Consider the following 12,563-nt stretch of genomic DNA (forward strand, 5'->3'; position numbering starts at 1 on the left):
TTGGGGTGGGGCAGTCGCAGGTGACGCGCTCTACGAGGCATCCCCCACCCCCAACCCCTCCCCTGAAGGGGAGGGGCGAAAGTGATGAACCGCCTCGCCGTCTATTGCGGCTCCGCCTCGCCCAGCGACCCTCGCTATGTCGAGAATGCCCGCGAGGTCGGGCGCACCCTCGCCGAGCGCGGTATCGGCGTGGTCTATGGCGGCGGCCGGCTGGGGCTGATGGGCGCGATCGCCGACAGCGCGCTGGCCGCGGGGGGCGAGGTGATCGGGATCATTCCCGAGGCGCTGGTCGCCGCCGAAGTCGCGCATAAGGGGCTGACCGAACTTCATGTCGTCGGCACGATGCACCAGAGGAAGCAGGCATTCACCGACCTGTCGGACGGCTTCGTCACCTTGCCCGGCGGCACCGGGACGATGGACGAATTATGGGAAGCGCTGAGCTGGGCGCAGATCGGCTATCACGCCAAGCCGGTCGGGCTGCTCAACCTCGACGGCTATTATGACGGGCTGATCCAATTCTGGGAGACGATGGCGCGGGTCGGCTTCGTCCGCCCGCAGCACCAGGGGTTGCTGATCGTCGCGACGACTTTGGGCGAGTTGCTCGACAAGATGGCGGCGTTTCAGCCGGCCACCACGATCGGCCAGATCGGCGCCAAGGATTTGTGAGGGAGATCCCCTCCTCGACACGAATGGGCGGGGAGTGAGCGTGAGCATCGACCTCCCCAGCCGCGCGGCGATCGTCGCGACCGCGCGCGAATCGATCGCCCGGGGATCGAAGAGTTTCGCCGCCGCTTCCTTGCTGTTCGACCACAGGACTCGCGAGCATGCCTGGCTGCTCTACGCCTGGTGCCGGCGTTGCGACGACCTCGCCGACGGGCAGGAATTCGGCCATGACCTCTCGGCCGTTCCCGATCCCGCCGCGCGGCTCGCGCTGATCCGCCGGTTGACCGATGCGGCGCTGGCCGGGGAGACGGTCGGCGACCCGGCCTTCGACGCGCTCCGGATCGTCGCCGCCGAGACGCGGCTGCCACACCGTTTCGCGCACGATCTGATCGAGGGATTCCGGCTCGACCTGGAGGAGTGGCGGCCACGCAGCGAGAACGACCTCTATCGTTATTGCTACCATGTCGCCGGCGCGGTCGGCTGCATGATGGCGATCGCGATGGGCGTGTCGCCGGACGACGAGGACACGCTCGACCGCGCCTGCGACCTCGGCATGGCGTTCCAGCTCGCCAATATCGCGCGCGACGTGGAAGAGGATGACCGCGGCGGACGCTGTTACCTGCCCGAGGAATGGCTGGTCGAGATGGACATGCCGCCCGGCCAGCATATGAAGCCGCCCTTCCGCCCCCGCCTGACCGTGCTGGCGCGCCGCCTGGTCGACCGGGCGGCGGCGTTCGAGGCGAGCGCGCGCGTCGGCACGCGGCGTCTCGGCCTGCGATCGGCCTGGGCAGTGCTGGCGGCGGCGGGCATCTATGGCGCGATCGGACGCGAGGTCGTCGCGCGCGGCGACCATGCCTGGGATCATCGTGCAGGCACCTCGACGGCCGCCAAGATCGGCTGGATCGCCCGCGCGCTCGGCCAGGCGGTGCAGCGCAACCGGCTCTATCCCCCCGCACCGCGCGATCCCGATTTATGGACGCGGCCACGTGGTTAGGAGTGCGTACACCCTGCCCGGTCAGGACTCGGCAAGCTGGTCAGCCTAACTTACCCAATATGACGATGTTGTCCGTGAAGTTCGCGCGTACCCTGCAGCGCGGTCGCGCCGAGCCGGCGCCGCCGCCGACGCGCGCCGGGCTGTTGCTGACTTTGCTCAGGAAGCGCGCCGCCGCGCATAATGTCGGCGCCGAGGATCTCGAGGCGATGCTGCGCGACCAGATCCGCTGGTCGCTGCCGATCCGCCGCGGCGCGGACGCCGAGCTGGTTGATTAAGGAATAGACCGTGTGCCTGCGAAAGCAGGAGCGCAGGGAAATTCACGGCCTCGCCGTCCCCGATCCTGTCTAATCCTCAACCGTCACCCCGGCCTTGTGCCGGGGTCCACCGGGAAGCAGGCGCAGGACAAGAGGCTCAGGGACTAGGCCCACCCGCCCGGTGGATGCCGGGACAAGCCCGGCATGACGGACTGAGGATTTGAATGTCGATCCGTCCTAGTTGATCAGCGGATCGCCTGGCCGCGCGCGGTGAAAATGGCGCTCGGCGAGCCACGCGCCCAATAATGGCAGAATCAGGGTCGCGCCCTGCAGCCACAATGGCTGGGTGAGTTGGGTCAGGTTCCACACCCCGTCGGCCACCACGACCATCGCGACGATCCAGCCACCGGGGCGCCATTGCGCGATCCGCAACACCGCGAACCCGCCGACCAGGCCGGCAAGCAGCCAGCCCGCCGCGATGATCGCCTGGCCGGCGAGCGGCATCGCCATGACGAAGCGCGCGAGCATCTCCCGGTCGCTGGCGTCGGCCGCGATCGCGGCGGGGAACCAGCGCTCCGCAAGTGCCCACGCACCATCGATCAGCGCGATGGCGAGCGCCAGCCCGACGATGGTTCCGATGATCCTGCGCATGACGTCCCCTGGCCTATCCCCAGGGCCATCTTTACCGGTGCAGTCCGGTCCGCGCCAGTTCAGCTGCGACGCGCCTGTGCCTTGCTATTGTCGGCCATCGACTGGCCGACCTGGCGGCACGCCGCGGTGATGGTCGGATAATCGATGTCGGTGTTGCGGATCAGCGCCGCCGGCATCGCCGCCCGGCATTGCGCCGCGCTATAATAACGGACCGGCTCGATCCGCTGCTGCGCGCATTGCGTCTGGCCATCGCCGCAGCCCATGATCGCGATGACGTAGAATACAGAACCCATGTCTTCCTCCGTCGCGTCTATAATCGACGGGGCATGATGACGGTTCCCTGAATGCCCGCGGCACCCTACATAAAGCCGCGATGCCGCCCACCGAACTCCCGCCGACCAAGGATCGCCCGCTGATCCCGACGCTTCGGCGTTTCCTTCCCTATCTGTGGCCCGCCGATGCGCCGGGGCTGAAGCTGCGCATCGTCGTCGCGATGACGTTCGTCGTGCTGTCGAAAGTCGTGCAGGTCTATGTCGCCGCCTATGCGCTGCGATATGCCGTCGACGCGATGTCAGGACGCAACGACTGGGGTGTCGGCGACTTGCCGCAGTTCGTCATGCTGATGATTTTCGGCTATGCGGCGGGCCGCCTATCGTCGGTGGTTTTCGACAATCTCCGCAACGTGGTATTCGAGCGCGTCGGCCAGGAAGCGACGCGGGCGCTGGCGGCGACGGTGTTCCGTCATCTGCACCAGCTCTCGTTGCGCTTCCATCTCGAGCGTCGCACGGGAGCAGTCACCAAGGTGGTCGAACGCGGGACCAAGAGCATCGATACGATGCTCTACTTCATGCTGTTCAACATCGCGCCGACGATCCTCGAGCTCTGCTTCGTGATGCAGATCTTCTGGTCGAATTTCGGATTCTGGCTGGTCGGCTCCACCCTGGTGATGATCGTCGTCTATATCGGCTTCACCCGAGTGGTGACCGACTGGCGCAACGCGCTCCGCACGCGGATGAACGATCTCGACACCGGCGCCGTGGCGCATGCGGTCGATTCGCTGCTCAACTTCGAGACGGTAAAATATTTCGGCGCCGAGGACCGCGAGGCGCGGCGCTACGATGCCGCGATCGGCGCCTATGCCAATGCCGCGGTCAAAAGCGAAAACAGCCTCGCATGGCTCAATATCGGCCAGTCGCTGATCACCAATCTGATGCTCGGCGGCGGCATGGCGTTCGTTGCCTGGGGCTGGGCGCACGGGCGCTTTTCCCCCGGCGACGTGGTATTCGTCTCGACGCTCCTCTCGCAATTGTTCCGGCCGCTCGATCTGCTCGGGATGGTCTATCGCACGATCCGCCAGGGCGTGATCGACATGGCGGCGATGTTCGACCTGCTCGACACCGGCGCCGAGATCGTCGACGCGCCCGGCGCGGTGCCGCTCAAGGTCGATCGCGGCCATGTCCGGTTCGAGGACGTGCATTTCGGCTATGAGCCCGGGCGCGACATATTGAAGGGCATCGATCTCGACGTGCCGGCGGGTCACACGCTGGCGGTGGTCGGACCGTCAGGCGCGGGCAAGTCGACGCTCGCGCGGCTGATGTACCGTTTCTACGATCTGACCGGCGGCCGGATCACGATCGACGGCCAGGATATCTCCACGGTCACCCAGGCCTCCGTACGCGCCGCGATCGGCATCGTCCCGCAGGACACGGTGCTGTTCAACGACACGATCGGCTACAATATCGCTTATGGCCGCGAAGGTGCTGGCGAAGACGAGATCGTGCGCGCCGCCAAGGGTGCGGCGATCGCCGGATTCATCGAGCGCCAGCCCGATCAATATGAGACGCGGGTCGGCGAGCGCGGGCTGAAATTGTCGGGCGGCGAGAAGCAACGCGTGGCGATCGCGCGCACCTTGCTCAAAGACCCGCCGATCCTGATCCTGGACGAAGCGACCAGCGCGCTCGACAGCCGCACCGAAGCCGAGATCCTGGGCACGCTCCAGGCGATCGAGCGCGGGCGGACCACCATCGTCATCGCCCATCGCCTGTCGACCGTGGTCCATGCCGACCAGATCGTCGTGCTCGACAATGGCCTGGTCGCCGAACGCGGCACGCATGCCGAGCTGCTGCGCAAGAACGGCCTCTATGCCGATATGTGGGCGCGCCAGGCGCAGGAGCGGCAGGAAGCGCTGGCGGCGGAATAGGTTGACGCAAGCGCCGGTCCGGCGATCAATGCCCGCATGATCCGCCTAATCTTCGCTTTCCTCCTCGCGCTCGTCGCCTCACCGGCCCTCGCCGATCCGGCCGAGGGATTACAGCCGCCGATTACCGTCCAATCCAAGTTCGTCCCCGCGCGCACGGTGCAAGTCTGGCTGCCGCCCGGCTACGCGACCTCGAAGCGGCGCTATCCGGTGCTCTATCTGCATGACGGGCAAAATGTGTACGACACGCCCTCGCCCTTTTCGGGCAAGAGCTGGGAAGTGCATCGTGCGCTCGACCGGCTGATCGCCACCAACAGGGTGCGCCCGGCGATCCTGGTCGCGGTGTGGAACAACGACAACCGGCTGGGCGAATATATGCCGCAGGCCGCGGTACCGGCGGTCGGGGCAAAGAGCGACCCGGGCTCCGGCGATCTGTTCAAGAAGCTGCCGGTCGGACGCGCCAGGATCGTCGGCGACGCCTATGTCCGGTTCCTGGCGACCGAGCTCAAACCGCTGATCGACCGCCGCTACCGCACGTTACGTGGACCCAGTGATACCATGCTGATGGGGTCGAGCATGGGCGGGCTGATCTCGGCTTATGCCGTCACGCGCTATCCCAGAGTGTTCGGCGCGGCGGCATGCCTGTCGACCTCCTGGCCGATCGGCGACGGCTTCGCCGAGCGCTGGTTCGAGGCGCATCTGCCACCCAAGACCGCGCGGCTCTATTTCGATTACGGCACCGGCACCAATGACGGTTCGATCGAGCCGTTCCAGCGCAAGCTCGACGCGGCGGCCGGATCGCGCGGTGATGCCTGGGTCAGCCGGGCCTTTCCCGGCGCCGAGCATAGCGAACACGCATGGCGGGCGCGTGTCGATATCCCGCTGACGTTCCTGCTGGCGCGCTAGATAAAAGAAGGGGCCGTTCCCCGGCCCCGGTGCGACCGCCCTATCGCGGTCGCCGGTTGGCGAGCTGGCTTGCCATACCCCTCCCGCTCGCCGCGGAGGGGTGCGTCCCGGTCAGGCGACCGGGACGAACGAGGTGGCGGCGTTGACGAGAAGCATGGTGCAGACGAGCGCGCTGAACACCGAAACCGCAACCTGTTGAGCCGAAGCGAAACGTACCGACATGATCTTAACTCCCTATTTGGATGGCTATCGGACCATCCGACGACCATGCCGACATGATTGCAGGGAGCGTGCCAGTTTTATAACCCATTGATTATACGGGATTTGAAATTTTCGAAAAGCGTGAAGTGGCGCTTTTCACGTATATGATTCGGCCAATATCACCACATGTCGGCGAATATCACTGATCCGATTGGATACAGTTGCGGCCGTCTTCCTTGGCGGCATAGAGCAACCGGTCGGCGCGGCCCATGGCGGAGCCGATCGTGTCTTCGGGCGCGACCAAGGTCAGGCCAGCGGAGAAGGTCACGGCACCCAGCGGCGCGTCGGTTTCGCGCAGGCGATAGCGTTTGGCGGCGACCGCGGCGCGTGCGCCCTCCAGCGTCGACAGCGCGTCGGCCGGGCTCAGTCCAGTGAACATGACGACGAATTCCTCGCCGCCATAACGCGCGACGACATGCTCGTTGCAACCCGCGCGCAACGCCTCGGCAATCGCCTTCAGCACGCGATCGCCGACCGCATGGCCGAACCGGTCGTTGACCGACTTGAACTTGTCGACGTCGCAGATCGCGACGCAGATATTCTCTTCATTGGCGGCGGCCGCGGCGTAGGCATCCTCGAACGCGCGGCGATTGGGCAGGCCGGTCAGCGGGTCGCGGCGCGCATCGTCGCGCGCTTGCTCAAGTTCGTGGCGGAGCCGGTCGGCTTCGTTGGTCGCTTCCTGCAATCTGGCCTCGGCCGACGAGACGCGGTCGAGCATCGAACTCGCCATCCGGACGACCTCATCGATCGCGCTGCCGTCGCGAGCATCGCGGATCGCGTCGCGCGACGCGCGCAGATCCTGGCCGAACCCCCGCGCATCGGCGTGCATCGCCCGCACCGTGTCGCCGAACTCCTCGACCTGCATCTGCGCCCGCGCGACGAGCGACTGGGCTTTGGTATTGTCGGCGACGACGGTGAGTTGCGGCGGCGACGAGGGGGTGGGGGCCGAATCGCCGGCCGCGGTCGCCGGGGTCCCCATCACCGCCCTGCCGCCAAGCTCCTCGATATCGCGCGAACTGAGCCGCACGCCGCCGTCGGTGATCCGCGCGACCGTGGCCGCCAGCGGCCCGCGCGGGTCGCTCAACACTTTGTGGGCAAAGGCGTAATGCACCGGATCGACGCTCAGGCGGTGCCGCGCGAGGAACTCGCCGATCGCGGCATAGAGCCGATCCGACGCCTTGGATGAATTCTCTACGGCGCTCGCCACCGTCCGCTCCCTTGCCAAAATCGCGCCTGGGCGACGGCAAAGTCCTACACGCGATAGGCTAAGATCGCGTTTGCGAACCTATCGGATAGGTGGCGGGCGCCGTTATCCTATTTGAGCGCCTTGACCGCTTCCAGCGTCAGCTTGACATGGTCGACATAGGACAAGTCCGAATGGACGAACCTGATCTTGCCGTCGCGACCGATCACATAGCTGGTGCGATTGGTGATATCGCGCGCCTTGCCCGTCTTGGGATCGGTGAATTGCTTGCCGAGCGCGACGTCATAGGCACTGACGATGCGCGGCCCCGCGCTCGCCACCGGGAATTTGCCGGCACATTTCTCGGTCGAGAATTTGACCAGGGTCGGCACGGCATCGGTCGACATACCGATCACGGTCGCGCCGGCCGCCTTGAACTCGTCGATATGTTCGGAGAATTCGTGCGCCTCGGCATTGCAGCCCGACGTGTAGGCGGCCGGGAAGAAGTAGAGCACGACCGGCCCCTTCTTGAGCTGATCGGCCAGATGCAGGCGGAAGACCTTGCCATTGATCGCGCCGCGCGTGGTGAAATCGGGCGCGGCGGCGCCGGTCGACAGCGCCGCGACGGCGGGCATGGCGATCGCGGCGAGCGACAGGGGAAGAAGGCGAAGCGGCAGGCGCATGGACGACTCTCCGAAGGACGTTGCTGGGGGCGGCAAGGCCAGCGGTTCCTAGACCCGTGGGGTGGCGGACGCCAGAGCGGAGATGGGTGCTCGGCGCCGCGCCCTGAGCTGTGAACCCCCTCTCCCGCGTGCGGGAGAGGGAGGGGCCCGCCGCCGTCAGGCGGTGGGAGGGTGAGGGTCTTCTTTCTTCTTTGTCGCGCTGTCCGCTTGGAAGAAGAAAGAAGACCCTCACCCTACCCTCTCCCGCAAGCGGGAGAGGGCTATCGTCCTCGCTTAGTAAACCCGCTTCTTCGGCTTGATGTAATCCACGTCGTCGGTCAGCGTGTAGTCGTGGACCGGGCGGTAATCGAGCGTCACGCTGCCGCCCTTGCCGCCCCAGCCGTCGAACGTCGCGATGGTGTGCTTCATCCAGTTCGCGTCGTCGCGCTCGGGGAAATCCTCGTGCATGTGCGCACCGCGGCTTTCCTTGCGGTTCGACGCGCCGCGGATGGTGACGACCGCTTGCCCCAGCAGATTGTCGAGCTCGAGCGTCTCGACGAGATCGGTGTTCCAGATCAGCGAGCGGTCGGTGATGGCGACGTCGGCGAGCGACTTGTAGACCAGGTCCATATGCCCGACGCCTTCGTCGAGCAAAGCGGTGTCGCGGAACACCGCGCAATGCTTCTGCATCGTGCGCTGCATGTCGGCGCGGATCTCGGCGGTCGGCCTGGCGCCCTTGGCGTTGCGGAAATGGTCGAGCCGCTCGATCGCCTGGTCGTCGGCGGCCTTCACGACGGTACCGTGTTTCGAATCCTTGCGGATGATCTCGGCGATGCGCTTGCCGGTGGCGCGACCGAACACCACCAGGTCGATCAGCGAGTTCGAGCCCAGCCGGTTGGCGCCGTGGACCGAGACGCACGCCGCCTCACCCACCGCGAACAGGCCGGGGACGACGGCATCGGGATCGCCGTCCTTCAGATGGACGACTTCGCCGTGATAGTTCGTGGGGATGCCGCCCATATTGTAATGGACGGTCGGGGTTACCGGCAGCGGCTGGCGAGTCAGGTCGACGCCGGCGAAGATCTTGCCGGTCTCGGTGATACCCGGAAGCCGCTCATGCAGCACCTTGGGATCGATATGATCGAGGTGCAGGTAGATATGGTCCTTGTTGGCGCCGACGCCCCGGCCTTCGCGGATTTCGGCGGCCATCGAGCGCGCCACGACGTCGCGGCTGGCAAGGTCCTTGGCCGACGGAGCATAGCGCTCCATGAAGCGCTCGCCTTCGGAATTGGTCAGATAGCCGCCTTCACCGCGCGCGCCCTCGGTGATCAGCACGCCCGCGCCGTAGATGCCGGTCGGGTGGAACTGGACGAACTCCATGTCCTGCAGCGGAAGCCCCGCGCGCAGCACCATGCCGCCGCCATCGCCGGTGCAGGTATGGGCGCTGGTCGCCGACTGATAGACGCGGCCATAGCCTCCGGTCGCCAGCACCGTGGCATGGCTGCGGAAGCGGTGGATCGAGCCGTCTTCCATGCAGAGCGCGATCACGCCCTTGCACTCGCCGCCTTCCATGATGAGGTCGAGCGCGAAATATTCGATGTAGAAGTCCGCGTCGTACTTCAGGCTCTGCTGATAGAGCGCATGGAGCATGGCGTGGCCGGTGCGGTCCGCCGCGGCGCAGGTACGCTGCGCGGGCGGGCCTTCACCCATATTCTGCATCATGCCGCCGAACGGGCGCTGATAGATCTTGCCCGCGTCGGTGCGGCTGAACGGCACGCCGGCATGTTCGAGCTCGTAGACCGCGGCCGGCGCCTCGCGCACCATATATTCGATCGCGTCCTGGTCGCCGAGCCAGTCCGACCCCTTGACGGTGTCGAACATGTGCCAGGTCCAGTGGTCCGGGCCCATATTGCCCAGGCTCGCCGCGATGCCGCCCTGCGCCGCCACGGTATGGCTGCGCGTCGGGAACACCTTGGTGATGCACGCGGTCTTGAGGCCGCTTTCGGCGACGCCCATGGTCGCGCGCAGCCCGGAGCCGCCCGCGCCCACCACGACGGCGTCATAGGTATGGTCGATAATCTTGTAGCTGTCGGTCATCACGCCCCCGCCAGCGCCGCGCGCAGGATCGAGAAAATGGCGGTGACCGCGATCACCGCGAGGAAGAATTCGATGAGGACGAGAGCCACCACGCGGCTCTCATTTTCCTGATAATCCTCGATCAGCACCTGCAGGCCGAGCCGTGCGTGCCAGCAGACCGAGATGACCAGCAGGATCAGCGGCACCGCGACCCAGGCCGAGCCGATCCAGGCATGGACGCTGTCATAATCGAAGCCGGTGAGCCGGGTCAGCGAGATCATGAACCAGACCAACAGGAACAGGTTCGATCCGGCGGTGATGCGCTGACGCCACCAATGATGCGCGCCTTCCTTGGCGCTGCCGAGACCGCGGACGCGGCCGAGTTCGGTGCCCTGGCCCATTATTTGGCGACTCCGAGGATGACGTCCTTGAGCAATACGCCCCAGAACAGGATGGTGAGCAGAACCGAGAAGACGATCGTCAGGATCGATCCGGTCTTGTTGCCCTTGAGCTCATAGCCGGCGCCGGCATCGAGGAAGAAGTGGCGGATGCCGCTCATCATGTGCTGGAACAGCGACCAGGTCAGCCCGACGCCGAGCACATAGCCCAGGATGCTCCAATATCCGCCCGAGAACCAGGACACGAACCAGTCGTAGCTCTCCTTGCCCCCGGCGAGCGCTGCCAGCCAGCACGTGAACAGCAACGCGCCGACGACCGCGAGACCGTCTCCGGTCGCGCGGTGAAGGATCGACACCAGCATGTGCGGGCCCCACCGATAATGTGTCAGGTGCGGCGAAATCGGGCGGTCGGGTTTGGACGGCGTGGCCAAGTAAAGTCCCCTGCGAAAGCGCTGCGCCCTCTTAGCCCCGGAGCGTCGGGATGCAAGGGTTGGGCTAACACCTAAATCCCCTCTCCGGCGCTCTTCCTAATTCTTCGATCGGATGGATGAGAAAGAAGAAGAAAGAAGACCCTCACCCAACCTGCACCGGGTGAACAGCGCCCCGCGCTGTTCAGGTCATGCCGGGGGCATGACCGACCCAGTGCACCCGCAAGCGGGAGAGGGCAAATGGGACTCGTTGCGACGGAAGCGGGCTATTTCCCCTCTCCCGCTTGCGGGAGAGGGAGGGGCCCGCGAAGCGGGAGGGTGAGGGTCTTCTTATTCTTGAGTCCGCCGGATCAGCGCTTCGCGGACGACGTGGATGACCCCTTCCAAGTTGCTCAAGACATCATTGTTCCAGAAGCGGAGGATTTCGAAACCTTCGGATTCGAGAAACGCCGTCCGCCTGGCGTCACGCTGTTCGTCATGTTGCCCGCCGTCGATCTCCACGATCAGCATCGCCTCCAAGCAAGCGAAGTCCGCGACGTACGGCAGCAGACTGTGCTGGAAGCGGAACTTGAATCCGTCGATCTGGCGGTTGCGGACGGTTTGCCAGAATTTCTCCTCGGCGTCGGTGCGGTCGCGGCGGAGTTGGGAGGCGTGGGAACTGATCTGGCGGCGAACGGGTGGCATCGGCAGGATTTAGAAGGAAGAAGACCCTCACCCAACCTGCACCGGGTAAACAGCGCCCCGCGCTGTTTAGGTCATGCCGGGGGCATGACCGACCCGGTGCACCCGCAGGCGGGAGAGGGCTATTGGCGCCACTTTGACGGTAACTCCGCCTCCCCTCATCCTAACCCTGCTTTAACCAAGTACGCGCTAGCTCTCGCTTACGACCGGCCAATTCCTCCCAGCGGCCGGAAAGCGGAGAAAAATCGTTGAGCACGCATGATTTGCCCGTCCCCGGCACCATCGCCGCGAAGATCGACCTTCGCGCGCGGTTGAGGGTGTTCGATTTCGACGGCACGCTGGCGTCGGCGAGCCGCGAGGCCTGGGCCGTGCTCGAGCCTGAAATTCATGCTATTTCAGAAGCTTATTGGCAGCAATGGCTGCGGTGCTTCGCCGACGAGCGGATCTGGGCGACGCACGAGACGCAGAAGATGATCGACATCGGCTGCGATTTCCTGCGCAACCGTTTCCTCGACACCTCGGGCCGCGCCTGGATCGAATCGATCGAGCGGTCGGTCGCCGCGGCTTTCTCCGCCGATGTGTCGCCGATGGCGTTGCTGTCGATGATTTCCGCCAGTGACCGCGCCGCATTGGGCGTGATGGTGGCGCGAGTCGATCGCGACGATCCCCGGCTGCCGGTACTGCTCGACACGCTGATGCGCTTGTCCGCGCTGGAGGGCGAGATCACCGTCGACATCTACAATTCCTATCGCGAGCACCAGGCGCAAGTCGCACGCGATCGGCTGTCGGTCGAATTCCGCGACGGCATCGCCGCGATGGTCGAGCGCGCCACCAGCGAAGGCGCGACCTTGCGCGACCAGGCGGCGCGCAGTTCGGGATCGGCGCGCGGCATGATCGACAAAACCGCCGAAGTGGCGGCCGCGGCCGAGCAATCGGCAGTGGCGATGCGCGAGGCGGCGCAGACCGCGGCAGGACTGATCCGCGCGATCGAGGATGCCCGGACCGAGGTCGAGGCCGCCGCCGAGATCGCAACCCGCGCCAGCTCGCAGGCCGGCCAGGCGGTCGAGACCAGCGGCGCGCTCAGCGATCATGCCAAGTCGATCGAATCGATCCTGGGGCTGATCCGCGACATTGCCGGACAGACCAATTTGCTTGCGCTCAACGCGACGATCGAAGCGGCGCGTGCGGGTGACGCCGGCCGTGGCTTTG

General features: G+C 65.7%; 14 protein-coding genes. 6 read left to right on the forward strand and 8 right to left on the reverse strand.

The features are described from left to right. Nucleotides 1-84: 84 nt before the first annotated feature. Genes SMA01S_RS23140 through SMA01S_RS23150 form a run of 3 tightly spaced genes read left to right on the forward strand, consistent with a single transcriptional unit; the run spans nt 85 to nt 1,932 of the window. Complete coding sequence (locus SMA01S_RS23140) at nt 85-666, forward strand: LOG family protein (protein WP_066827759.1); 582 nt, start codon at nt 85-87, stop codon at nt 664-666. A gap of 40 nt (nt 667-706) precedes the next feature. After that, complete coding sequence (locus tag SMA01S_RS23145; protein ID WP_066827771.1) at nt 707-1,657, forward strand: phytoene/squalene synthase family protein; 951 nt, start codon at nt 707-709, stop codon at nt 1,655-1,657. A gap of 59 nt (nt 1,658-1,716) precedes the next feature. Then, nucleotides 1,717-1,932, forward strand: a complete 216-nt coding sequence (locus SMA01S_RS23150; RefSeq protein WP_066827760.1) for a hypothetical protein — start codon at nt 1,717-1,719, stop codon at nt 1,930-1,932. Nucleotides 1,933-2,148: 216 nt separating this feature from the next. Here the strand turns inward: SMA01S_RS23150 and SMA01S_RS23155 are convergent, their stop codons facing one another. Beyond that, entirely contained in the window at nt 2,149-2,562 is a 414-nt protein-coding gene (locus SMA01S_RS23155; protein ID WP_066827761.1) for a hypothetical protein, read from the reverse strand. 59 nt (nt 2,563-2,621) lie between these two features. Next, on the reverse strand, nt 2,622-2,855 hold the full coding sequence (locus SMA01S_RS23160; RefSeq protein ID WP_066827762.1) for a hypothetical protein: 234 nt from the start codon (nt 2,853-2,855) through the stop codon (nt 2,622-2,624). Nucleotides 2,856-2,935: 80 nt separating this feature from the next. On the opposite strand from SMA01S_RS23160, the gene SMA01S_RS23165 reads away from it, so the two are divergent. Together SMA01S_RS23165 and SMA01S_RS23170 are read left to right on the forward strand one after the other, a co-directional pair. Continuing rightward, nucleotides 2,936-4,762, forward strand: a complete 1,827-nt coding sequence (locus SMA01S_RS23165) for an ABCB family ABC transporter ATP-binding protein/permease (RefSeq protein WP_066827763.1) — start codon at nt 2,936-2,938, stop codon at nt 4,760-4,762. 36 nt (nt 4,763-4,798) lie between these two features. Continuing rightward, entirely contained in the window at nt 4,799-5,665 is an 867-nt protein-coding gene (locus SMA01S_RS23170) for an alpha/beta hydrolase (RefSeq protein ID WP_066827764.1), read from the forward strand. Nucleotides 5,666-6,065: 400 nt separating this feature from the next. Here the strand turns inward: SMA01S_RS23170 and SMA01S_RS23175 are convergent, their stop codons facing one another. The 6 genes from SMA01S_RS23175 to SMA01S_RS23200 form a co-directional block, all read right to left on the reverse strand. Continuing rightward, on the reverse strand, nt 6,066-7,133 hold the full coding sequence (locus SMA01S_RS23175) for a GGDEF domain-containing protein (protein ID WP_066827765.1): 1,068 nt from the start codon (nt 7,131-7,133) through the stop codon (nt 6,066-6,068). A 107-nt stretch (nt 7,134-7,240) separates the two neighbouring features. After that, nucleotides 7,241-7,792, reverse strand: a complete 552-nt coding sequence (locus tag SMA01S_RS23180; RefSeq protein WP_066827766.1) for a peroxiredoxin — start codon at nt 7,790-7,792, stop codon at nt 7,241-7,243. A 273-nt stretch (nt 7,793-8,065) separates the two neighbouring features. Continuing rightward, on the reverse strand, nt 8,066-9,868 hold the full coding sequence (gene sdhA / locus SMA01S_RS23185) for a succinate dehydrogenase flavoprotein subunit (RefSeq protein WP_066827767.1): 1,803 nt from the start codon (nt 9,866-9,868) through the stop codon (nt 8,066-8,068). Continuing rightward, the gene (sdhD, locus tag SMA01S_RS23190) at nt 9,868-10,248 is read right to left on the reverse strand and encodes a succinate dehydrogenase, hydrophobic membrane anchor protein (RefSeq protein ID WP_066827768.1); all 381 of its coding nucleotides are present in this window, start codon (nt 10,246-10,248) and stop codon (nt 9,868-9,870) included. Before sdhD ends, sdhA begins: the two co-directional genes overlap by 1 nt. Further along, on the reverse strand, nt 10,248-10,607 hold the full coding sequence (gene sdhC / locus SMA01S_RS23195) for a succinate dehydrogenase, cytochrome b556 subunit (RefSeq protein ID WP_245649417.1): 360 nt from the start codon (nt 10,605-10,607) through the stop codon (nt 10,248-10,250). Before sdhC ends, sdhD begins: the two co-directional genes overlap by 1 nt. A 396-nt stretch (nt 10,608-11,003) precedes the next feature. Then, the gene (locus SMA01S_RS23200) at nt 11,004-11,357 is read right to left on the reverse strand and encodes an endonuclease domain-containing protein (protein WP_066827770.1); all 354 of its coding nucleotides are present in this window, start codon (nt 11,355-11,357) and stop codon (nt 11,004-11,006) included. 260 nt (nt 11,358-11,617) lie between these two features. Here SMA01S_RS23200 and SMA01S_RS23205 point away from each other — a divergent pair. Then, a partial coding sequence (locus SMA01S_RS23205; RefSeq protein ID WP_084250527.1) for a methyl-accepting chemotaxis protein occupies nt 11,618-12,563 on the forward strand: 946 nt, incomplete at its 3' end.

The sequence above is a fragment of the Sphingomonas mali NBRC 15500 genome (assembly GCF_001598415.1).
Taxonomy (GTDB): Bacteria; Pseudomonadota; Alphaproteobacteria; order Sphingomonadales; family Sphingomonadaceae; genus Sphingomonas; species Sphingomonas mali.